Raw genomic sequence first — 24,131 nt, 5'->3', positions numbered from 1 at the left:
CCTGAACGCCTTCCAAACCGCCTTCGAAGGCCGGCTCGACCCGGTCATCCACTGAACAGTTCGCAACCCAGATCAGCCGTTCTCTTTACAGACCCTTGTTTCGGCGCGCTTGAGGCAGCGGTGGTGACCAGCCGGAAAGCCCCGGCTGGCTGTCACCGTTGTTTCGGCGGGCTTGAGGCAGCGGTGGGGACCAGCCCGAAACCCTCGGCTGGTTGTCACCGTTGTTTCGGCGGGTTCGAGGCAGCGGTGGGAGCCAGCCGGAGAGGCCCGGCTGGTTGTCACCGTTGTTTCGGTGGGTTTGAGGCAGCGGTGGGGGCCAGCCGGGGGTGCCTTCTTCGTGACTCTGGGCGGTGTGTGGGTGCGGTCGGTGGGGGAGAGGGGGGCGGGAAGTGGTTTTTTCATGATCACGGTTGGGTCAGGATGGGGGTGTGGATCGACGGGTATGGGTGCGGGTGCGCCCGCAGGTGGCACGGGCGGTCGCGAACGCCCGGCACGTTCTGCTCGACTTCGACGGCGTGTGTTTCGCCATGCCGGAGCTGTGCCGTCCGCGGGCGGTGCTCGACGCGATGCGGCCGCAGCCGCGGCACCGGATCGGGATTCCGGCGTACAGCGTCGCGCACGTGCTGGCGCATCTGGCCGTCCACCAGCCGGAACTGGCTGACGCGGCGGAGTCGGTGGCGTCGATCGCGGAACTGGATGCGGCGATCACCGCGCCGATGACCCGGGGCCTGCCCGAGGCGCTCGGCGCCTGCGCGGACGGTGGGCGCCGGGTGTGGGCGGTCGGCGAGTTCGACGAGGACGCGATGCGGGCGGGGCTTCGCGCCCACGGGGTGGGGCACCGGGTGGCGGTGGTGGCCGGACGGCAGGGGCTGGACGCGGACACGTTCGGGACGGTGGACGTGGCCGCTCGCGCTGCCCGGCTGCTCGGTGTGGATCCGGCGCTGTGCCTGCTGGTGAGCGGGCAGTGGGGCGTGTTGCGGGCCGCTCGGGAGTCGGGGATGGCCCTGCTGGGGGTGGTCTGCGGGCATGACAACCGCAAGTGGCTCAGTGACGGTGTTCCGGTGGTCGCCAACCTGGAGCGGCTCGCGCACGCGTTGTCCGCAGGCGGCGAGCATGGGTAGCCGTACCGGATGAGGGGTTGCCGCCGCCGGAAGGGAGGCCCGGCGGCGGCCGGCGATGCTGCGGTGACGCCCGCCGGGTGCCTCAGGCGGGTGACGCCGACCTGGTGAACTCCATGATCCAGTTGGATTCCCAGGTCTCGCCGCCGTCGATGGAGAACAGCTGTTCCCAGCGGGCGGTGTCGGCCGTGATGCCGGACCATACGAAATGTACGCGGATCGGGCGGCCCTGCCAGGTGTCGTCGCCGTAGAAGTCGCCGCGGCCGTCGGTGAAGCGCCCGACGACCGGGGGATCCAGCCGGCCGGTCCGGCTGCCGGCCCAGTACAGCGACCACTGCTCGCTGTCCGGGTCGAACAGCCGCAGCGTGAAGCCGCGCCAGCCCTGCGTCGGGAACACGATCTCGTCGCAGTTGCCGCCGCCGGCGAACACCGGGCGGCTGACCGACGTCGCGGGAAACGTCTCCCAGTCGTCGGTGCCGTCGAACATGCTGGTCCGGCGCCGGTTGACGACCGTCCACGAGCCGATGAAGAAGTCGAAGTCGTTCATGACGGTGATCATCGGAGGCTACCCCTGACATCTTCTGTCAGGGGGCGGCTGGCAGTCTGGGGCGATGCGTGCCAGCCGTCTGCTCTCGCTCATGCTGCTGCTGCAGAGCCGCGGCCGGATGAGTGCCGCCCAGCTCGCGACGGAACTCGGGGTCACCGCGCGGACCGTCTACCGCGACGTCGACGCGCTCGCCGCTGCCGGGGTGCCGATCTACGCCGAGCACGGCCCGGCCGGGGGGTACGAGTTGATGGCCGGCTTCCGGACGCGGCTGACCGGGTTCACCGCCGGGGAGGCGGAGTCGTTGCTGTTCACCGGCATGGACGGCCCGGCCGCCGACCTCGGCTTCGGTGGCCAGGTGGCGGCGGCGCAGCTCAAGCTCATGGCGGCGCTGCCGGTGGCCTACCGGGACGCTTCGATGCGGATCCGTGAGCGGTTCCACCTGGACGCGCCCGGCTGGTATCGCGAACCCGACGACGTGCCGCACCTGCACGCCGCCGCCCGGGCGCTGTGGCAGGACCGGGCCGTCGAGGTCGACTACCGGCGCTGGTCGCCGCGGCCGGGTGTGGTCCGCCGCCGTCTGCATCCGCTCGGTCTCGTCCTCAAGGCCGGTGTCTGGTATCTGGTGGCCGCCGGGGCCGGGCCGCCGCGCACCTACCGGGTCTCGTCGATCACCGGCCTGCGTACCCTCGACGAGCCGGTGACCCGGCCGGCCGGGTTCGACCTCGCCGGGTTCTGGCGCGGTCACGTCGACCGCTACGAGCAGGCCGCCGACGCCGCCGTCGCGCAGGTCCGGCTGACCGCGGCGGGGCTCGGCAGGCTCCCGGACGTGCTCGGCCCGAAGGCGTCGCGGCTGGCGCTGCGCACCTGCACCGGGCCCGACGCCGACGGCTGGCACCACGCCGTCATCCCGCTGGAGAGTGTGCCGCACGCCGCCGCGTCACTGTTGCAGCTCGGCGCGGAGGCCCGGGCGGTCGGCCCGCCCGAGTTGGTCGACCACCTGCGCGAGACGATCGGCGCGATGGCCGGCCTCTACGCCGGCTGACCGGAGACGGCGCGGCTGACCGAAGGCGCCGACTGACCGAAAGCGGTGCCGGCTGACCGAAAGCGGTGCCGGCTGACCGGAGGCGGTGCCGGTTGACCGGAGGCGGCGCCACGCCGCAGTGGTGATCTTGTATGTCACATATTCGAGGTCGTCATAATGGGAGCGCGACCATTTGTCGGCGTGCTTTGTAAGACGGCCGTCTCACAACCTCATCGGCCTATTGAGAACCGTATTCCGCGCCTTCAAGAATCGCTTGTCCGATCTGATCGACAAGGGAGACGCTTTGTCCTCGAGCACTGTGAAGAAGCGCGGCCGGATCGTTGTCGGCGCCTTGGCCGCCGTCGCGCTCAGCGTCGCCGGCATCACCCTGGTCCCGTCGGCGAACGCCGCGACCGTGGCGTTCCCGAAGGGCCCCACCCCCACCAACAGCAGCATCGAAGCGGTTCGAGGCCCGTTCACCACCGCCCAGACCAGCGTGTCGCGTCTGGCCGCCAGCGGATTCGGTGGCGGCGACATCTACTACCCGACCGACACCAGCGCCGGCACCTACGGCGCGGTCGTGATCGCCCCCGGTTACACCGCCTCCAAGTCCAGCATGGCCTGGCTCGCCCCGCGGCTCGCCTCGCAGGGTTTCGTGGTGTTCAACATCGACACCCTGACCACGTCCGACCAGCCCGACAGCCGTGGCCGTCAGCTGCTGGCCGCCGCCGACTACCTCACCGGCCGCAGCAGCGTGCGCACCCGCGTCGATGCCACCCGGGTCGCGGTCGTCGGCCACTCGATGGGCGGCGGCGGCACCCTGGAGGCGTCGCGCAGCCGGCCGTCGCTGCAGGCCGCGATCCCGCTGACCCCGTGGAACCTGACCAAGTCGTGGAGCGGCAACACCGTCCCGACCCTGGTCGTCGGTGCCGACGGTGACTCCGTGGCGTCCGTGACCACGCACGCGCAGCCGTTCTACCAGAGCCTTCCGGCCAGCCCCGGCAAGGCGTACCTGGAGCTGAACAACGCCACCCACTTCGCGCCGAACAGTGCCAACACCACGATCGCGAAGTACAGCATCGCCTGGCTGAAGCTGTTCGTCGACAACGACACCCGCTACCGGCAGTTCGTCTGCCCCGGCCCGGGTGCCGGGCTGGCCGTCCAGGAGTACCGCAGCAGCTGCGCGAACTTCACGATCTGACGGCTCGGGCCCTGCTGTTCGGCTCAACCGGGCAGCAGGGCCCGCAACGCCGGTTCGGCCAGGTCGAAATCCATCTCCGGTACGCCGAGGACCGGGCTGTACACCACCGCCTCCATCAGGCGCACATACAGGAAAGCCCGCTGCCGCATCTCCGCCGGATCGCCGCTGACCTGCGATTCCTCGAAGATCTCCAGCTGCGCCTCGATCGCCCGGTGATGCACGTCGGTGCCGTTGGTCAGCAGCACCCGGGCCGCCGTCTGCGGTTCCTCGGCGACGAACTGTTTGAGCTGCTGCGCCCCGGACACCATCTCGGCGAACAACCGTGACACGGCGATCACCCGGTCCGCGCCGGTCCCGGCGGCCTCCTGTGACGCCTCGGCCAGGAAGATCCGCCCGATCGCCCAGAACACCTCACCGAGAAGCGCATCGCGGCTGCCGGTCATCCGATAAAGGGTGGCCCGGCTGATCGCCATTTCCGTGGCCAGTAGTTCCATGTCGATCGTCGAATGTCTCAGGTAATGCATGGCCGCGCCACGCAGCAGGACATCGGGATCGATGACACGCCGAGCTGGCAATGCGAACTCCCAAATGAGCGGGAGAGGAAATGCTATCCACGTATGCGCGGGCCGCCAACCGGCGTGTGTCGCCGCCGGATTCCGTGACGTGACGCCGGGTGCCCGATTCCTGCCCGGCTCGTCCCCGGCGTACGTCTTGACGGGGGCCGTCAGCCGGATTCGCCGGTGACCGAACCGCCGTCGATTCCGGCCGTTCGGGTCGCCTATCCGGCGTCGTCGGCCAGGGTGTCGAGGTGCTCCTGGATCGTCTTCTGCAGCGCCTCGGGTGCGCCGGCGTCGAGGACCTGGATGTTGTCGGCCGTGGTGCCGCCGCCGACGGTGAGGAACCGGATGTCGCGGTGCCCGCCGGCGCTGCGGGTGACCGCCTCGATCGGTGCCGGTCCGACCGCGAGGATCGCGCCGCACCCGCCGCCGGTCATCGACGCCAGATGCGCGGCCGCGTTCTCCGCCGTCTGCGGTCCCATCACCTGAAGGTTCTGCACGCGGACCAGGCTCTTGACCGAGGCGGCCTGCATCGCCTTCCACACCGGCCGGGCCGGATCGGCCGTGACGCCCTGCTCGTCGGTCAGCAGGCAGGCCGTGGCGTCCAGGTACTCCCGCTGGCGCGGCGGCTCCGGCCACAGCGCCCACGTCAGCAGACCGGCGACGACCGCCACGCCGACACCGGCGGTGACCAGGACGGATCGCCGGGAGGTCGGGATCCATCGGGGGAGTTGCTTGGTGGACATCGGCGGAGGTTAAGCGGGTACGGGGCCCGAGAGCAACATCCGAGGTGGTCACACCCCCGGTAAACGTCATTGTGACGTACTGCACACTTCCCGTTCACCTGCGGTTTCTTGATCACGAGGCTTCCGGGGCGGCGCATCGACTTATTGAAGATCTTGTGCGGGCGTTCCTCCGTGCCTCATGCTTCGCCGCACCTTGGAACATGCTGTGAGAAACGGGGCTCACCATGCGGCGGCGGATTGCTGTCTTCACTGCTCTTGCCGTCGGGATGTCGTTGGGCATCCCACCCGAGGTGATCCCCGAGGGCGGGGGCTGGCCGGTGTCCGGTCTGCTGTCGCCGCTGCGGCAGGCACCCGGCTTCGCCGCCGTGGCCGGCCTGCCCGAACTCGACCCGGGCAACGGTGCCGCCGACGGTGAGCACTATGTGGACGCCGACCAGACGCGTGCCGACGGCGGCGCCGGCAAGGCACCCGGCCGGGGGACCGGGGTCACCGACCCCGAGCTGCCGGCCCCGCCGTCGGGCAAGGCGGGCACCACCCCGAAGAAGGGCGGTGACGCCGACAGCTTCGACCCGAAGACCAGCAAGCGGGTCGCCGCCCGGTCGACGGCCACCTACGACGAGTTCCAGAACCTCGACGGCTCCTACACCCGGCGGCTGTACGACACCCGGGTCAACTTCAAGGCCGCCGACGGCACGTACCAGCCGATCGACACCCGGCTCAACCTCGTCGGGGACCGGCTGGAGGCCGGCGCCAACTCGATCGAGGTCACCCTCGGCACGACCGGCACCGACGAGCCCGCCCCCGCGACCGCGCCGACCGCACCGACCGCGCCGGCGGCCGGCAGCCTGAAGGTCGAGTCGGCCGACGAGGCACTGGCCGCGGTGACCACCGCCGCCGGGCACACCCTGGCCTACGACCTGGCCGGCGCCGCCGACGTCACCGCCGACGTCCACGGCTCCGTGGCGACGTACCCGGAGATCCTGCCGCTCACCGACCTCGAACTGGAGTCGACCAAGAACGGCCTCAAGGAGACCATCGTTCTGGAGTCGCCCGCGGCCGGCAACGAGTGGGTGTTCCCGCTGCGGCTGGAGGGCCTCACGCCGAAGGCCAAGGCCGACGGCTCGATCGACCTGCTCGACGCCTCCGGCAGGACGGCGATGCGGATCCCGCCGGGTTACATGGAGGACTCCAAGGTCGACCCGGCCTCCGGCGACACCGCCCAGTCGTCGGACGTCGACTACGAGCTGATCACCGTCGACGGCGGCCCGGCACTGAAGGTGACCGCCGACAAGGCGTGGCTGCAGGACCCGGCCCGTCAGTACCCGGTGCGGGTCGACCCGTCGGTGACGACCCAGACCTACAACACCGGCGACGTCTACGTCGACAACAGCTCCAGCACCGTCGACCAGAACGACGAGGACCTGCCGGTCGGGACCTGGAACGGCACCAGCGCGGCCCGCTCGTTCATGCACTTCGACGAGTTCGACAACGACGGCCTGCTCAACACCCAGATCAAGTCGGCGAAGCTGAAGCTGTACCACACCTGGTCGTACAACTGCGTCGACTTCGAGCCGTTCTACGTCCGGCGTATCACCACCGCCTGGACCGTCGCGTCGCTGGAGAACAACGCCGGCCTGGCCGCCGGACCCAAGTACTCCGCACCGATCGGCACCGGCCTGATCACCAACAACGCGCCGGCCTGCAACAACCAGGCCTCCGACCCGAACGTCGGGGCGTGGCGGACGGTGACGCTCAACCCGGCCACCTTCAACGGCTGGTCGCTGGGCACCATGAAGAACTTCGGTCTGGCGCTGACCGCGTCGGAGAGCAACGCCAAGGCGTTCAAGCGGTTCACCTCCCGCAACGAGGCGGCCTACGCCCCGTACCTGGAGATCGTCTACGACGACAACGAGGCGCCGCAGGTCGACGAGATGTACCCCGGCTACGGTCAGGCCGCGACCACGCTGACGCCGACCCTGATCGCCGACGCGCACGACCCGGACAACTGGCCGACCGCGATGACGACCATGTTCCGGATCTACCCCAAGACCGGCACCACCCCCCTGGCCACCTCCGGCTGGACCACCAGGAAGACCTGGACCGTGCCCACCGGCGTCCTGAAGTGGGGCGAGTCCTACTTCTGGGAGGTGCAGGTCTCCGACACCAAGGCCGGCAACGGCGACAGTCTGTTCAAACACCTCCTGGTGACACCCGTGCCGCAGCCCGCGGCCACCGGGGCGCTGTCGCAGAACGCCGACAAGGGCTTCGACGCGGTCAGCGGCAACTACACCACCTCGGCCCGCGACGCGATGGTCAACACCGCCGGTCCGCCGCTGGAGATCAACCGGCTGTACAACAGCTCCGACCCGCGCACCGACCAGGCGTTCGGCGCCGGATGGTCCAGCGTCGTGGACACCAAGCTGGTCGAGAAGTTCGCCACCATCGGCGGCAGATCCGTGGTCAACACCGTCGTCGTGACCTACCCGACCGGCCGTGAACTGGCCTTCGGTCACAACCTCGACACCGACACCAACCCGCTCAACGACACCTACGCCTCACCGGCCGGGCGCACCACCACGCTGAGCGCCATCACCGTCGGCGCTGTCACGGGCTACCGCCTCGCCGAGAAGGACGGCACCACCTACGAGTTCCTGCAGCCGCTGGCCACCGGCAAACTGGGCCTGTCGACGATCAAGGACCTCGCCGGGCGGGAACAGACCTTCACGTACACCGACAACCTGGTCTCCACCATCACGTCGCAGTCCTCCGGCCGCGCGCTCGACCTGTACTGGACCTCGACCACCCCGAAGCGGGTCAACTACGTCGCCACCGACCCGGTCGTCCCCGGCGACTGGGACACCGCCAACACCTGGTGGTACGACTACACCGACGGCCGGCTGACCAAGGTGTGCCCGCCGACCAACTGGGGCGAGTGCCACACCTACGAGTACAACGCGTCGGCGTCGCAGCACCCGGCCGCGGTCGCCAACGCCAAGGCCCTGTCCTACTGGCGGCTCAACGAGACCGGCGGCACCACGGCCGCGAGCACCGTGCTGGACAACGGCGGCCGGGACAACGGCACCTACACCGGTGTCACCCTCGGCCAGCCCGGCCCGCTGACCGGTTCCGGATCGACGGCCGCCGCGTTCAACGGCACCAGCTCGCAGGTGTCGGTGCCGGTCAGCACCACCAGCGACACCTCGTACCAGTCGGTCAGCATGTGGTTCAAGACGTCCGGCGGCTCCGGCGTCCTCTACGGCCAGTCGTGGGACCCGATCACCAGCGCCACCACCACCGCGGCGTACAACCCGACGCTCTACCTCGGCACCGACGGCCGCCTGATGGGTGGCTTCCCGAAGGCGACCAAACCGGGTACCGCGCTCGGCAGCATCCAGTCGCAGAAACAGGGCGGCTGCATCACCGCCCCGGACTTCGAGGTCCAGGAGTTCTTCTCCGCCTACCTCGACGACTGCTCGAGCGGCGCCAACCAGCAGTGGACCTACACGGCGGCCAAGGAACTGCGGGTCACCGTCGGCGGCGCCACCCGATGCATGGCCCTCGACAACGCCGACGTCGGCAAGGGCGTCGACGTGGTCATCGAGAACTGCAACGCGCAGGACTACCAGAAGTGGGACCTCAACGGCGACGGCCAGCTCGTCAACATCTACGCCGGATCCTGCGTCCACTTCCCGCAGCGCGAGGGGGCGGGCAGCGTACACCCGCTGTTCTTCTACGCCGTGGAGATCTGGCCGTGTGACAAGAAGCTCCGCGCCGAGCAGGGCTTCTTCCCCCGCAACGGGCAGCTGCCGCTGGAGACCACGGCGAGCGTGGCCGACGGCAACTGGCACCACGTCGTGCTGTCCGCCGGCGGCAACAAGCAGGAACTGTTCCTCGACGGCAACCAGGTCGACTCCGAGACCGGTGTCACCCTCCAGGACCTGACCGCCGCCAAGTCGTACATCGGCGCCGGCTTCCTCGGCGGCGGCCGGCCCAACCAGCCGCACGGCAACGCCCGAAGTGTGGTGGGCACCCGCGACTACTTCACCGGCTCCATCGCCGAGGTCGCGCTCTGGGACACCGCGACCGACCCGGCGACCGTCAAGGAACTGCGGGCCTCCGGCCTGGCCGCCACCAAACCGATGACCAGGGCGCTGCGCCCGTCCGGCGACCCGAGCGCCACCATCGCCTACCACCCCGCCAACGGCCGGGTCAGCCAGGTGATCGACGGCAACGGCGCGACCTGGACCCCGAAGGCCCCGACCGTCACCGGTACCAGCAAGGTGTACGAGAGCGCCGTCCTCGGTGGGGCACCGACCAACTACTGGCGGATGGCCGAGGGCGCCGGGCGCAGCGACGCGGTCAACGAGGTCAACGGCAACACCGCCACCTACAACGCGGTCGGACTCGGCACCGAAGCCGGCCCGCTCGGCGCCGCCGCGGGCAGGGCCGCCACCTTCAACGGCACCACCGCGTACGTCAAACTGCCGGCCGGCACCGCCCCGGCCAAGGCCAACTCGGTGTCGATGTGGTTCAAGACCACCGCCGCCCGTACGGTCCTGCTCGGTGAGGCGGACGCCTGGACCGCCACCGCCAACCAGGTCGCCCAGCCGACCCTCTGGATCACCGCCGACGGCAAACTGCGCGGACTGGCGCCGTCGCGGACCACCACCGGCCCGGTCAACTCGATCGGCTCCGCCGGCAAGTGCATGGACGTGCCCAACAGCAACAGCGCCGACGGCACCAACATCCAGCTGTACACCTGCAACGGCAGCGCCGCGCAGAACTGGACGTTCGTCCCCACCGACGCCGCCAGCACCCTGAACTCGACGTTCTACGTCAAGGCCTTCGGCAAGTGCCTCACGCCGTACGGCGGCAGCGGCAACAGCGGCACCAAGCTGACCCTGTGGACCTGTAACGGCAACGAGTCGCAGAAGTGGTTCGCCGACGCCGGTGGCCTGACCAACAGCCACGGCTGGAGCACATGCCTGGACAACCCGGGCAACTCCAAGACCAACGGCACCATCCTGCAGCTGTACACCTGCAACGCCAGCCCCGCGCAGACGTGGCTGCCGTCGCTGACCAGCAAGGCCAAGGTCAACGACGGCAAGTGGCACCACGTGGTGCTCGCCACCGACGGCTTCACCCAGACGCTGTACGTCGACGGCACCAAGGCCCAGTCGTCGACCGGCACCGCCGAACTGGTGCCCGACCAGATCCCCACCCGCACCCTCGGCAGCGGGTACGCCAACGGCTGGATGAACAACTGGTTCTACATCGACAACAACAAGACCAGCTACTACACCGGCAGCCTCGCCGAGGTCGCCTTCTACCAGTCGGTGATCGACGAAGCGCAGGCGTCGTACCAGTTCAAGGCGCGTGACGCCGTCACCCAGTCGGCCTCCGGGCAGGTCAACTACACCGTCCAGGGGCCGGGAGGCGACGAGACCACCGTCGTGCACGACCTGATGTACGGCCGCAAGGTCGCCGACGTCGACGCCCTGCGGAACACCACCCGGTACGGCTACAGCGGCAAGGGCTTCCTGCGCTCGGTGACCGACCCGCTGGGCAACATGGTCATCAACGAACACGACGTACGCGGCAACGTCGTGGCCGTCAGCACCTGCCAGGACCGGTCGGCGAACCTGTGCTCGACCGCCTACACCTCCTACTACCCGGACGCCACCACCGAGAACCCGCCGGCCCACGCGTGGAACGACCGGCCCACCGCGCTGCGTGCCGCCGGGTCGGCGTCGGCCGGCGACAACACCTACCTGACGACGTACGCGTACGACGCCAAGGGCAACCGGATCAGCGAGACCGACCCGCTGGGCCGCAAGACGCTGGTCTCCTACACCGACGGCGGCACCGCCGGCGGATTCAACGGCGGCACCGCACCCGCCGGCCTGCCGTGGCGGGTGATCAAGCCCGGCGGCAGCATGCAGATCATCCGCTACCTGCCCAGCGGCGACGTCGCCGAGACGGTCGACCCGGCCGGTCAGATCATGCGCTACGAGTACGACGGCCTCGGCCGCGTCACCCGGGAGATCGAGATCCTCGACGCGGCCAAGGGCACCGTCGGCTCCACCACCAGCTACACCCATGACCGCCTGGACCGGGTGGTCACGGTCGCCGACACCGCGATCACCAACGCGGTCACCGGCGCCGTGCACACCCCGCTGACCACGGTGGACTACAACGTCGACGGTCTGGTCACCGCCGAGACCGTCGCCGACCTCACCGGCGGCGACGCGTCGCGCAAGGTGAGCTACGAATACGACGCGTTCGGTCGCCGTGACGCCGAGATCGACCAGAACGGCAACCGCCTGGAGATCGGCTACGACGCCTACGGCCGGGTCAACCGCCAGAAACACTCCGACGACAGTGTCGTACGCACCGACTACGACGCCAACGGCAACGAGTTGCGCACCGTCGTGGAGGGCTGGACCGGCGACCCGAACGCACCGAAGGCGCCGACCGACCTCGTGTTCCGTTCGCTGAAGTACGACGCGGCCGGCCGGGTGGCCTCGGAGACCGACGCCCTCAACGTCGAGACCGCCTACACCTACACCGACAACAACCTGCTGGTCTCGGTGACCCGCAAAGACACCACCGGCAAGTCGTTCGTGCTGGAACGCAACACCTACGACGCGACCGGCAACGTGACCACCCAGGTCACCAACAACGGGCTGACCACCACCAGACGCGAGTACGACAAGGCCGGGCGCAGCACCACCGCCACCCTCGACCCGGCCGGCCTCAACCGCAGCACCGCCTACGAGTACTCGCCCGAGGACGAGATCGTCCGCACCACCGTCAAGCAGGGCACCACGATCCTCGGCCGGTCCGACTCCACCTACGACCGGGTGGGCCGGGTCCGTCAGCAGACCTCCTACCTGACCGACGGCAGCACGCCGGCCGTCCGCTGGAAACTCGACGAGACCACCGGCACCACCACCGCCGACGCGGCGGGCAACAACATCGGCGTCCTGGGCGCCGGCGTCACCCGCTCCACCGAGCGTGGCGGCTCCGCATCGTTCAACGGCACCGCCGCCGGCATCTCGGGCCGTGCGCCGGTCGACACCACCCGCCCGTACACCCTGGGGGTCTGGGCGAAGCTGGCCGCCGAGGACGCCGACCGGCACGTCGCGGTGATCCCCGGTGACCTCGGCTCGTCGGCGCTGAAGCTCTACTACCAGCAGCAGACCGACTCCTGGCAGTACACGATGTCGGTCCGCAAGGACAACGGCGACACCGCCTGGGTCAGCAGTGCCGCCCCCAGCGGCACCGGCACCCTGGGCGCCTGGACCCACCTCGCGGTCACCGTCGACACCGTCAACCGGCGGGCCCAGCTCTACATCAACGGCGTCGCCGCCGGCGCGGCGGTCACCACCACCGAGCACCTCAACAACCGGGCCACCGGCCTGCGCCTGGGCTCCGAGACCGATGCGTCGGGCTTCTTCTCCGGGCAGATCGACGACCTCCAGATCTACCAGGACCTGCTGGACAGCACCGCGATCAGCACGGTGATGAACTCCACCACCGTCCCGTCCGCCGACGCGAAGGTCAGCCGGGTCACCTACGGGCTGACCGCCGACGGCTCGGTCACCTCGGTGACCGACCCGCGCGGGTCGACCGCCCACATGACCCTCGACGAGATCGGCCGGGCCGTGGTCACCACCACGCCCGCGGTCGGCACCGTCACCGGCGAGAACAACCCGGTCACGTCCGTCGCCACCAGCCGCGTCGGCTTCAACACCTTCGGCGAGGCCGTCGAGCAGCAGGACCCCCTCGGCAATGTGTCCGTGTCCCGCTACGACGGACTCGGTCAGATCGTCGAGAACCAGCTGCCCGACTACACCGCGCCCGGATCCAGCACCCCGATCAAGGCCAAGACCACCGTCGAGTACGACGAGGTCGGCCAGATCCTCGCCACCACCGACCCGCTCGGCGCGCGGACCACGTACCTCTACGACCAGCTCGGCCGGAACGTGCGGGTCACCGCCCCGGACGGCGGGGAGACCCGGTACGTCTACAACCTCGACGGCGACCTGCTCGAACACACCGACCCGAACGGCGCCACCGTCCGCGAGGAGTTCGACTATCTGGGCCGGACCGAGAAGTCCACCCAGATCGTCCGCGGCACGTCCGCGTCGGCGCAGCACGTGACCACCTACAAGTACGGCACCGCCGGTGAATACCCGTGGCCGACCAGCGTGGTCTCGCCCACCGGCGTGACCGGGAACATCAAGTACAACATCGCCGGCGAGCAGATCGAGATCGCCGACAGCCTCGGCAACACGACCAGGACGGCGTACGACGGGGCCGGCCGGCCGGTGCGGACCACCGCCCCGGACGGTTCGTTCACCAACGTGGCGTACGACCTCGGCGGCCGGATGATCCGTTCGGCGGACTACGCGCCGGGCGGCACGACGGCGCTGCGGACCCGTGCCCAGCACTACGACGTCGCCGGCAACACCGTCGGCATCACCGACGCCCGGGGCACCTACAAGTACTTCGAGTACGACGCGGTCGGTCAGCTCGTGATGCAGCGCGAGCCGATCAGCTCCTCCGACGCGATCGTCACGAGGTTCGGCTACGACCGCAACGGCAACCAGACCCGGTTCACCGACGGCCGCGGCAACAACTTCATCACCACCTACAACTCGTGGAACCTGCCCGAGTCGCAGATCGAACCGGCGACGACGGCCACCCCGAACCCGGCCGACCGCACCTTCACCACCGCCTACGACGCGGGCGGCCGGATGACCCGGCTCGACTCGCCGGGCGGGGTGTCGGTCACCTCCACCTACGACACGATGGGCCGGTTGGAGAAGAGCTCCGGCACCGGCGCCCAGGTCGCGACGGCGGACAAGACCTTCACCTACGACAAGGCCGGGCGTCTGACCTCGTTCACCGGGTCGGCCGGGACGAACACCGTCGCCTACGACGACCGGGGTCTGATCACCGCGATCAGCGGCGTCTCCGGCAACTCGGCCTACGAGTACAACGCCGACGGGTCGCTGACCAAGCGGGTCGACGGCGCCGGGACGACCACCTACCAGTACGACCCCCTGGGCCGTCCGGCGAACGTGCAGAACACCACCGCCGGCGTGAACATGACCTACGGGTACAACAACCTGTCGCAGGTCGAGACGATCGCCTACGGCGGAAACACCCGCACCCTCAGGTACGACACCCTCAAACGCCTGTCGTCGGATGAGCTGAAGACCTCGGCCGGGGCGAGCGTCGGCAAGATCGCCTACGAGTGGAACGCCAACGACAGCCTCACCAAGAAGACGACCACCGGCTTCAACGGGGCGTCGACCAACACCTACACCTACGACCTCGCCGACCGGATGGTCGGCTGGGACAACGGCGTCACCCCGGCGGTGTACGCGTACGACAAGTCCGGTAACCGGGTCCAGGCCGGTACCAAGACGTTCACCTACGACCAGCGCAACCAGCTGACCGTCGACTCCGACGGCACCACCTACCAGTACACCGCCCGCGGCACTCTGGCCGCCACGATCCAGAACGGCCAGACGGTCGAGACGACCACCGACGCGTTCAACCAGGTCGTCTCGCAGGGCGGCAAGAGCGGTGGCCGCAGCACCTACACCTACGACGGTCTCGGCCGGGTCATCCAGCCGAACCTGACCTACACCGGTGTCGGCAACGACGTGGCCGCCGACGGCAGCTCCGTCTACGTCCGCGACATCGCCGACCAACTCGTCGGGGTCTCCTCCTCGGCAGGCAACCGGTACGCCTGGACCGACGCCCACACCGACGTGGTCGGCGAGTTCACCGCCACCGGCGCCGCGCTCACCGGGTCGGTGTCCTACGACCCGTGGGGCAAGGTGCTCGCCTCCGGCGGCATGACCGGCCGACTGGGCTACCAGCAGGAATGGACCGACCAGACCACCGGCAAGGTCAACATGTGGTCGCGCTGGTACGACCCGGAGACCGGCGCCTTCGACAGCCGCGACACGGCCACCAACAGCCCGACACCGACGTCCGGATCAGCGAACCGGTTCGCGTACGCCGAGGGCGACCCGATGTCGAACACCGACACCACGGGCAACGCCGTCGACGGCAAGTGCGGCGAGTACGACTACGCCTGCGCGCTGAAGAAGTACCAGGCCGAACTCGCGGTCTACACGAAGCTGATGGAGCAGCGCGACCGCGACATGCAGGCGGCAGGCTCCGAGATCGCCCGCCAGGAGGCCGAATACCAGCGGTCCGAGCGGGAGAGCAACATCCCGGTCGTCGACATCCTGATGCAGGTCGCCGGCGACATGATCCTCGACATGATCGGGTACAACTCGATCGTCGGGTGTATCGCCGGCAGCCTGATGGACTGCGTCGACCTGGCGATCAGTGTGCTCGGGCCCGGCAAGGTCTGGCAGTTGGGCCGCTCCCTGTACCGGGCCCTCGACCGTGCCTTCGGCGCCTACCGCACGTGGAAGCGGATCGTCGAAGCCGCCCGCTCGGCGATGCAGACGGCCCGCAGTCTGGTCACCCAGGCGCGTAAGCACCTGAGCGACCTGATGTCGAAGAAGATCCCGAAACCCAAGCCGCCGAAGAAGAAGAAAAAGCCGCCGACAAAGAAGAAGAAGGCGGAGAAACAGCGCAAGGAAGCCAAGGCCGAGAAGAAGCCCGCCCCGTCGAAGCAGGCGAAGAAGCAGGAGCCGAGGAAGTCTCCGAAAAAGAGCGACAACGACAAGCCGAAAAAGGGCGGCAAGGCCAACAAGGACCCGAAGAGCCCGACCGGGAAGAAGGACAACTCCCCGAAGAAGAACAAGAAGTCCCAGGACGAGGAGAACGAGGCTCCGGACCAGCCGGAGACCTGCCCGACGCACAGCTTCGACCCGGCGACCCGGGTGCTGATGGCCGACGGCACGACCCGGCCGATCTCCGAGATCAACCTCGGTGACGAGGTCCGGGCCAAGGACCCGGCGACCGGTGAGGAAGGCGCGCGGCCGGTCACCCTGCTGCACTCCAACCGCGACGTCGAGCTGACCGACGTCACCGTCTCCGACCAGCCGCTGGTCACCGCCGGCAAGACGGTGAACGAGGGCAAGGGCGACCGCAGCACCCGCGGCCCGACCGGGACCGCCCTGCTGGAGACGACGGCACACCACCCGTTCTGGGACGCCACCACCGGCGCCTGGGTCAACGCGGCCGAACTGGTCGCGGGCGAATCCACGCTGGTCGGCCCGGACGGCCAGATCCAGTACGTCATCGAGGTCCGGAACCACACCGGCGCCAAGGTGATGCGCGACCTCACCGTCGACGACATCCACACCTACTACGTCGTCGCCGGTCGCCAGCCGGTCCTCGTTCACAACAACGATCCCGGATTCATCAATCTCGGGATCGAGCCGGGAGAGCAGTGTTCCCTCGATCAGCGCGACCTGCATCTGCTCGCTGAAAAGGAACGCAACAATCTAGGAGTGAAATTCGCGGCGGAGTACACCTCACCGTCAGGAAAGGTGTACCGCGACGTGAACGGCGCGGTTCCGAGCTCCAAGATCCATGGCATGCTGGCGCAGCATCTCAATAACGCACAGCACCTGAAGGGTTGTGCCGAGGTACGCTGTCTCGCTGAGGCTTTCGATAAGGAAGGGCCGAAGGGAATTCAGAAGGGGGTCATGAAGGTGATCATTTCCAAGAACAACAGCATGCCTACATCGAACCCTGTGACCCACGGCAATCCGGCTCGTCCCTGCGGTAACTGTAGAACTCTATTGGATGGTCTGAACATCAACTATGTCATGCCGAAGTGATGAGTTCGGCGCCGATCTGAAGGCCACGCTGAGCGTGGCCGGGTGGGCGCCGGACCGTAGGGTGGACGTCACTCCATGGGTCGTCCCCATGGAGCGTGAAGGCTACCGCGTTCACGATCTGGCGCGGGATGTCCTCTCCTCGCTGGGTGGACTCTCGGTTGATCCCGTAAAAAGGGAGGGCCCCAATTTCGTCAATGACGAGCCGTTCAACTTCGATCCGTTTCTGGCGGCTTCCGGCCAGCTGGAGATTGTCACACGTCTCGAGCAACTGCTGGGCGGCAGCTACTCGCCACTTGGTGAGTGGACCAACTACCTGAGCGTCTACATCGAATCGCGCGGGAGGGTAGTCATGGTCGGAGGCGGATACATATGGGAACTCGGCCGAAATCTGGAGGAGGCATTGCGGCTGGCATTGTTCGCAGAGCGGCGGCTCGTGTGTCTTCATTCTGAGCCTGAGGTCGAGCCGTGGCCTGATGCTGAAATCTGAGCGGCCTGCTCGGCGCGAGATGTCCGGATGAGCGAGTATCGAACCATGAATGAAATGGGACGGTATGGGCTGTGGGCTCCGGCGCGGATCTGGCCGGAGACCGGTGACGGCATCGCTGCGGTGGCGCGGGAGGTCGAAGGGCTCGGGTTCGGGGCCTTCTGGGTGGGCGGCAGCCCGAGCGACGACCTGGCCCTGGTCGACGCGATCCTCGGCGCCACCAGCACGCTCGTCGTCGGTACCAGCATCGTCGACATCTGGACCAGTGACGGGGACCGGCTCGCGGCGTCGCACCGGCGGATCCGTGAAGCCTTCCCCGGGCGGTTCTACCTCGGGGTCGGCTCCGGTCATGCGCCGACCGCCGCAGCCCGCGGGCAGGCCTACGTCCGGCCGCTGAGCCGGCTGAAGGAGCTGCTCACCGGCGCGCTGGCGAGCGTGCCGAAGGACGAGCGGATGATCGCCGCCCTCGGGCCGAAGACCCTGGAGGCGGCGGGGGAGCTGACCGCCGGCGCGCTGCCCTATCTGATGCCGCCGGCGCACACGGCCGAGGCGCGCCGGATTCTCGGGGACGGGCCTCTGCTCGTACCGGAACAGAAGGTCTTCCTCGGCACCGACGCCGATGTGGCGCGCCGGGCCGGGCGCCGCGCTCTGAAGCCGTATCTCGGCCTGCCGAACTACACCCGGCAGCTCGCCGCCTACGGCCTGGCCGAGGCCGACCTCGCCGACGAGGGCAGTGACCGGTTCATCGACTCGGCCCTGGTCTGGGGCGAGGACACCACCGTCCGCGCCGGGGTCGACGCGCACCTCGACGCCGGCGGCGACCATGTGGCGGTCCAGGTGCTCACCGAGGCCGGTTCGCCGCGCGAGCTGCCGCTCGCCGCATGGCGTCGTCTGGCCGGGCTGCTCGGCCTGACGTCCTGAGGCGGGCCGACAGGGGCGTGGCCGCGAAGGGGGCCGCACCCACCAGAAGCTGATGCAGGCGGTCCGGCGGCAGGGGGCTGAGCGGCCGGGCCGCCAGCCACGCGGCGCCCGCCGCCGGGTCCAGACCGACGCGCGCCTGCCGGCCACCGGCCTCCACGACCGTCAACACCCCCTGCTGTACGGGAGTCTCGCCGGCCAGCAGACCCCCGGCGAGCACGACCGGACCGTCCTGACCCAGGTCGTCGAGGGTCCGCAGCAGGCAGGTCACGGCCGCGTCGACGATGGTGCGAGCGTCCGGGTCGCCGTCGTGGGCGGCCGCGCAGACCAGCGGCGCGAGGCCGTCGATCTCGGTGAACGGCAGCGCCTGCGCCCAGTACACCAGGTCGTCGGCGCTGCCCACCCCGGCGTGGGCGGCGACGCGGGCGGCGAACGGGCCGGCCCAGTTGCGGACGGCGAAACGGATCGCCTGCAGCCCCAGCCAGCGCCCGGACCCCTCATCGCCGAGTAGCCAGCCCAGGCCGTCGCTGGTGCGTACCACCTCGTGATCGCGGACCGCGGCGGCGATGGCGCCCGTGCCGGCGATGAGCACCGCACCGGTCGCGGCCGGTGAGCCCGCCGCGAAGGCGGTGACGGCGTCGCCGACGACGGCGACCGGGCCGCCGATCCGCAGCGCGGCGGCGAACGGGCCGGTGCCGGCGGGCCCGGCGATGCCGAGGGTCGCGGCGGCGACGAGGGTGGGGGAGTGTTCGCCGAGCGCCTGCCGGACGGCGGAGGCGACCTGCGTGGCGGCCTGGTGCGGGCCGTGGGAGAGCGGGTTGCCGGGCCCGGCCAGCCCGCGGCCGACGATCTGCCCGTCGAGGGTCGCCACGACCGCCCGCGAGCGGGTCCCGCCCGCATCGACGCCCACCACCAGCTTCATGGCGAAATGGAAACATAGCCAACAGTTATTGACTAGCCCTGCGCGCGGTCGTAATTTTCATCGACAACGGGAAGCCGTGAAAAACATGACCGCCAAGGAGCGCGCATGTCACATAACCGAACCACCATCACCGCCGCACTCGGCGCCGCCCTGCTGGCGCTGACCGCCTGTAGCGGCGGGACCGGCACCACGAGCGACCCCAAGGATCAGACCCTCACCGTGTGGGTGATGGACGGCGACTACACCGACGTCACCCTCCAGGCGATCAACAGCCGGTTCACCGCGGCCACCGGCGCCACGGTGGACCTGCAGATCCAGCAGTGGGAGGGCATCACCACCAAGATCAGTACGGCGCTGTCCACCAGCGGCACCCCCGACGTGCTGGACCTCGGCAACACCCAGGTGCCCGGCTTCGCCGCCAACGGTGGCCTGCTCGACCTCACCGCGCACAAGGCCGACCTGCAGCAGGGCCGCACCTGGCTGGCCGGCCTGGAGAACCCGGCCACCGTCGACGGCGCCCTCTACGGCGTGCCGGGCTTCGCCGGTGCCCGCGCCGTCATCTACCACAAGACGACCTGGGCCGCCGCCGGTGTCACCACCGTGCCCAAGACCTACCCGGAACTGACCGGCGCGCTCGACAAGATCAAGGCCAAGAACCCGGCCGCCGACTTCGCCCCGTTCTACCTCCCCGGCCAGTACTGGTTCGCCGGGCTCCAGTTCCTCTGGGACGCCGGCGGCGAGATCGCCACGGCCGAGGGCAAGACCTGGAAGGGTGGCTTCTCCACACCGGCCGGGCAGAAGGGCCTGACCGAGTTCAAGACGTTCCAGAACACCTACTCCACCGCGGCGTCGCGGACCCTGGACACCATCACCCCCGACCAGACCCAGCTGTTCGCCGACGGCAAGACCTCCGCGATCCTGGCCACCAGCGGCTCGATCGGCCTGATCCAGAAGGCCAACCCGCAGATAAAGGCCGACGACCTGGGCACCTTCCCGTTCCCCGGCACGTCCGGCAGACCCCAGCCGGTCATGCTCGGCGGCTCCGACTGGGGCATCGCCGCCAAGAGCGACGCCCACGACCTGGCCCTGCAATGGGTGAAGATCGCCGCAAGCCCGGCGGTGCAGGACGAGTTCGTGTACGGCAAGGACGGCTGGATCCCGAACAGCGCCGAAGGCATCCAGGCCGCCCAGGCCAAGGGGCTCACCGAACAGCAGCAGGGCTTCTTCGGCGGTGCCCTGTCGTCCAAGGCCACCCCGGCCGCCGCGCAATGGTCCACCATCGAGGGCGACCGCAGCATCAACCAGCTGTTCGCCGCCGTCGCCTCCGGCGCCAAGACCCCCGAAGCCGCGGGTACGGAGTTCGACGCCCACCTCGCGACCACCCTCGCGGGACAGTGAAGACCGCCACCGCCCCGCGCCACGTGCACGCCGCACCGACCGCCCCGCCGGCCGCGCGCTCGCGCCGCCGGCGGGACCCGGCGCCGTACCTGCTGCTCAGCCCCGCCGCCCTGGTCCTCGCCGTGGTCACCCTCGCACCGATCGGGTTCCTCGTCTTCACCTCCTTCACCGACTGGAACCAGCGCACCCTGTTCACCGGCACCTACGGATTCGTCGGCGCCGACCAGTACACGACCCTGCTGGGCAACCCCGCCTTCTGGTGGTCGCTGCTGCGCACCGTGCTGTTCACCACGGCGATGGTGGCCGGCAGCGTACTCATCGGCATGGGCGTCTCCCACCTGCTCACCCGCCTCGGCCGCGGCTGGCGGTACACGGTGACCGTCGTCCTGATCGTGGCCTGGGCGATGCCGAACGTGGCGGCGTCACTGGTCTGGAACTGGCTGTTCCAGCCCGGATACGGCGTGGTCAACTGGATGCTCGGCGTCTTCGGCGACACCGCCGGCCTGAACTGGGCGCAGGACCCGGTGCTCGCCTACGTGGTGATCTGGCTGCTCATCGTCTGGCAGGCGGTGCCGTTCATCGCCCTCACCCTCAACGCCGCCGAGACGCAGGTACCGCACGAGTACCAGGAGGCGGCCCGGCTCGACGGCGCCAGTGAGATCGCCGTCTACCGGATCGTCACGCTGCGGTTCCTGCGGCCCACCCTGCTGCTGATCACCATCCTGTCGGTGATCTGGGACTACAACGTGTTCAACCAGATCTGGCTGATCTCCCGCGGCGGTCCCGGCGACGCCACCGCGACACTGGGCGTCTACACGTACAAGACGGCGTTCGTCGGTTTCAAGATCGGCAACGGCGCGGCGATCTCGGTGGTCACCACCCTGCTGCTGCTCGCCCTGACCGCCGTCTACATCCGCAACCTGCTCAAAGCGGGGGAGGACCTGTGAAGAACACGATCGCCGCCGTCTTCTGCCTGGTGTGGATCTTCCCCGTCTACTGGATGGTCAACACCGCCTTCAAACCGCGGCCCGAGGTCATGACACCCGACCCGCACTTCTGGCCGCACCACCCGACACTCGGCAACTTCACCGCCGCCGTCACCCAGCCGCAGTTCCTCACCAACCTGGGCAACAGCGTCATCGTCGTCACCGTCACCGTGCTCGCGTCCATCGTGCTCGGCATCTTCGCCGCCGCCGCACTGTCCCGGTTCCGGTTCCCCGGCCGCCGCGCGATCATGGTCGTCATCCTTGCGGTCCAGATGCTGCCAGCCACCGCCATGCTGATCCCGCTGTTCACCATGTTCAACAGCCTCGACCTGCTCGGCACCTACAGCGCGCTGATCCTCGCGTACGTCGCCACCGTCCTGCCGTTCTCGATCTGGGTGATGCGCGGCTTCTTCGTCGCCGTGCCCGCCGAGATCGAGGAAGCCGCCCAGATCGACGGCGCCGGCACCTGGCGGATCCTGATCAGTGTCCTGTTCCCGCTGGTCGCGCCCGGAGTCATCGCCACCGGCATCTTCGCGTTCATCGCCGCCTGGAACGACTACCTCATCGCCTACACGTTCATGCAGGACGAAGCCCGCTACACCCTGCCGGTGTGGCTCGCCTCGTTCACCAACCCGCACACCGGCACCGACTTCGGCGCCCAGATGGCCGCGTCCGTCATCTTCGCCGCCCCCGTCGTCGTGTTCTTCCTGATCATCCAGCGCAACCTGGTCGCCGGCATGTCCGCCGGCGCCGTGAAGGGCTAGGTTCCCGCCTTGCTGACCCGCGCCCCCCTGACCCCGCGCCCGTTGTCGCTCACCCCCGGTCACGGTGAACTCCTGCTCGACGAACGCACCACCGTCGGTGCCTCCGCCCCGCTCGACGGCGTTCTCCACTGGCTGCAGTCAGCGCTGCGCCCACCCACCGGGCTGCCGCTGCCACGCTCCTCCGCCGGGGCCACCATCACCCTCGCCCTCGACGAGGACCTCGGTCCTGAATCGTTTCGCCTGCGGGTCACCCCCGACGGCGCGACGATCACCGGCGGCGGGCCGGCCGGCGTCTTCTGGGGCTGCCAGGCACTGCTGCAACTACTGCCACCGGCGGTGCACCGCAAAGCCCCCACGGCCGGCCACCGCTGGGCGATCCCCGCCCTGCAGATGTACGACACCCCGCGTTTCGCCTGGCGCGGGCTCATGCTCGACGTCGCCCGCCACTTCATGCCCAAACACGACGTCCTGCGCATCATCGACCTGATGGCCCTGCACCGGCTCAACACCCTGCACCTGCACCTCACCGACGACCAGGGGTGGCGCGTCGAGATCCGGCGGTATCCACGGCTGACCGACGTCGGGGCGTGGCGGCACGAGAGCCAGGTCGGCGCGGTCAGCGGCGCACCGGCCGACGGGCGGCCGCACGGCGGTTTCTACACCCGGGACGACATCCGGGAGATCGTCGCCTACGCGGGACAACGGTTCATCACCGTCGTCCCGGAGATCGAGACACCCGGTCACGTCCAGGCCGCGCTGGCCGCCTACCCGTCGCTCGGGGTCACCGGCGCGCCCCAGCAGGTGTGGACACGGTGGGGCGTCAACCGCAACATCCTCAACGCCGAGGAATCCACCGTCGACTTCTTCACCGGGGTCCTCGACGAGATCATGGAACTGTTCCCGTCGGCACACATCGGCGTCGGCGGCGACGAATGCCCCAAGGACCAGTGGCGCGACGATCCGCGGACCCGGCAGCGGATGGCCGAACTCGGGCTCACCACCGAACAACAGCTGCAGGGCTGGTTCGTGCGCCGCCTCGGCGACCACCTCGCCGCGGCCGGCCGGCGACCGTTCGGCTGGGACGAGATCCTCGAAGGCGACCTGCCCGCCGGCACCACCATCGCCTCGTGGCGCGGCAGCACCGGAGCCGTCACCGCGGCCCGCCGCGGATTCGACGTGGTGTCCTGCCCCGACGACAAGGTCTACCTCGACTACCGGCAGTCCGAATCGCCCACCGAACCCATCCCGGTGTCGATCCCGCTCACCCTGCGCGACGTCTACGGCTTCGACCCGGTGCCGCCGGAACTCACCGCCGCCGAGGCCCGCCACGTCCTCGGCGGCCAGGCCACCATGTGGACCGAACACGCCGACTCGCCCCGCACCGTCGACTACCTGCTGTTCCCCCGCCTGTGCGCGGTCGCCGAAGCCCTGTGGAGCCCGCCCGGCGGCGACTTCCCCGACTTCGAACGCCGCCTCACCCACCACCTGCGGCGACTCGACGCGTTCGGCGTCGAATACCGGCACCCGTCCGGCCCGCGCCCGTGGCAGCAGCGTCCGGGCGTCCCGGGCCGCCCCGCCACCCGCGAACAGCGCGCCGAACACATCGCCCGCCTGGTAGCCACCATCACCACCACCTGAACGCCCACACCCGCGCCGGGGTTGCCGGCCCCGGCCACCCACCGG

At 69.4% G+C, this 24,131-nt stretch carries 14 protein-coding genes; 10 read left to right on the top strand and 4 right to left on the bottom strand.

All coding sequences use genetic code 11. The features are described from left to right. Positions 1-428: 428 nt before the first annotated feature. Positions 429-1,121 (top strand): HAD family hydrolase, encoded by a 693-nt coding sequence (locus BC793_RS36105; protein ID WP_146246610.1) that lies wholly within the window; start codon positions 429-431, stop codon positions 1,119-1,121. Positions 1,122-1,203: 82 nt separating this feature from the next. Here the strand turns inward: BC793_RS36105 and BC793_RS36100 are convergent, their stop codons facing one another. Next, positions 1,204-1,665 (bottom strand): hypothetical protein, encoded by a 462-nt coding sequence (locus BC793_RS36100; protein ID WP_109600838.1) that lies wholly within the window; start codon positions 1,663-1,665, stop codon positions 1,204-1,206. A 64-nt stretch (positions 1,666-1,729) separates the two neighbouring features. Here BC793_RS36100 and BC793_RS36095 point away from each other — a divergent pair, with 64 nt between their 5' ends. Next, positions 1,730-2,707: a helix-turn-helix transcriptional regulator gene (locus BC793_RS36095; protein WP_109600803.1), complete on the top strand. Its 978-nt coding sequence runs from the start codon at positions 1,730-1,732 to the stop codon at positions 2,705-2,707. A 283-nt stretch (positions 2,708-2,990) separates the two neighbouring features. After that, positions 2,991-3,887, top strand: a complete 897-nt coding sequence (locus BC793_RS36090; RefSeq protein WP_203896466.1) for an alpha/beta hydrolase family protein — start codon at positions 2,991-2,993, stop codon at positions 3,885-3,887. A 23-nt stretch (positions 3,888-3,910) separates the two neighbouring features. Here BC793_RS36090 and BC793_RS36085 read toward each other — a convergent pair whose 3' ends face one another. Both BC793_RS36085 and BC793_RS36080 read right to left on the bottom strand, forming a co-directional pair. Continuing rightward, positions 3,911-4,462, bottom strand: coding sequence for a QsdR family transcriptional regulator (locus tag BC793_RS36085; protein ID WP_146246609.1), 552 nt, complete (start codon positions 4,460-4,462; stop codon positions 3,911-3,913). Between the two features lie 203 nt (positions 4,463-4,665). Beyond that, positions 4,666-5,190 (bottom strand): twin-arginine translocation signal domain-containing protein, encoded by a 525-nt coding sequence (locus tag BC793_RS36080; RefSeq protein WP_109600799.1) that lies wholly within the window; start codon positions 5,188-5,190, stop codon positions 4,666-4,668. Between the two features lie 224 nt (positions 5,191-5,414). Between BC793_RS36080 and BC793_RS36075 the strand changes: the two genes are divergently transcribed. Genes BC793_RS36075 through BC793_RS36065 form a run of 3 tightly spaced genes read left to right on the top strand, consistent with a single transcriptional unit; the run spans position 5,415 to position 18,381 of the window. Next, positions 5,415-16,976 carry a LamG-like jellyroll fold domain-containing protein gene (locus BC793_RS36075; protein ID WP_146246608.1) on the top strand — a complete coding sequence of 3,854 codons (11,562 nt, stop codon included), beginning with the start codon at positions 5,415-5,417 and terminating at the stop codon, positions 16,974-16,976. Beyond that, positions 16,960-17,463 (top strand): SUKH-3 domain-containing protein, encoded by a 504-nt coding sequence (locus BC793_RS36070; protein WP_109600795.1) that lies wholly within the window; start codon positions 16,960-16,962, stop codon positions 17,461-17,463. The genes BC793_RS36075 and BC793_RS36070 overlap by 17 nt, the downstream gene beginning before the upstream one ends. A 45-nt stretch (positions 17,464-17,508) precedes the next feature. Next, positions 17,509-18,381, top strand: coding sequence for a TIGR03620 family F420-dependent LLM class oxidoreductase (locus BC793_RS36065; protein ID WP_109600793.1), 873 nt, complete (start codon positions 17,509-17,511; stop codon positions 18,379-18,381). Here the strand turns inward: BC793_RS36065 and BC793_RS36060 are convergent. Then, positions 18,302-19,300 (bottom strand): N-acetylglucosamine kinase, encoded by a 999-nt coding sequence (locus tag BC793_RS36060; protein WP_109600791.1) that lies wholly within the window; start codon positions 19,298-19,300, stop codon positions 18,302-18,304. The genes BC793_RS36065 and BC793_RS36060 overlap by 80 nt on opposite strands. 105 nt (positions 19,301-19,405) lie before the next feature. On the opposite strand from BC793_RS36060, the gene BC793_RS36055 reads away from it, so the two are divergent. From BC793_RS36055 to BC793_RS36040, 4 genes are read left to right on the top strand one after another with little or no spacing between them, the layout of a single operon-like run. After that, a complete protein-coding gene (locus BC793_RS36055; RefSeq protein ID WP_109600789.1) occupies positions 19,406-20,698 on the top strand; it encodes a type 2 periplasmic-binding domain-containing protein in 1,293 nt (430 codons plus the stop codon). After that, positions 20,695-21,645 carry a carbohydrate ABC transporter permease gene (locus BC793_RS36050; protein WP_203896468.1) on the top strand — a complete coding sequence of 317 codons (951 nt, stop codon included), beginning with the start codon at positions 20,695-20,697 and terminating at the stop codon, positions 21,643-21,645. Before BC793_RS36055 ends, BC793_RS36050 begins: the two co-directional genes overlap by 4 nt. Then, positions 21,642-22,448 carry a carbohydrate ABC transporter permease gene (locus BC793_RS36045; protein WP_239170449.1) on the top strand — a complete coding sequence of 269 codons (807 nt, stop codon included), beginning with the start codon at positions 21,642-21,644 and terminating at the stop codon, positions 22,446-22,448. The genes BC793_RS36050 and BC793_RS36045 overlap by 4 nt, the downstream gene beginning before the upstream one ends. A gap of 9 nt (positions 22,449-22,457) precedes the next feature. Beyond that, positions 22,458-24,086, top strand: a complete 1,629-nt coding sequence (locus BC793_RS36040; RefSeq protein ID WP_109600787.1) for a beta-N-acetylhexosaminidase — start codon at positions 22,458-22,460, stop codon at positions 24,084-24,086. Positions 24,087-24,131 lie beyond the last annotated feature (45 nt).

The sequence above is a fragment of the Actinoplanes xinjiangensis genome (genome assembly GCF_003148685.1).
Lineage (GTDB): Bacteria > Actinomycetota > Actinomycetes > Mycobacteriales > Micromonosporaceae > Actinoplanes > Actinoplanes xinjiangensis.
Note: the sequence above shows the minus strand (reverse complement) of the source record. Positions and strands in the feature narration are given on the sequence as shown.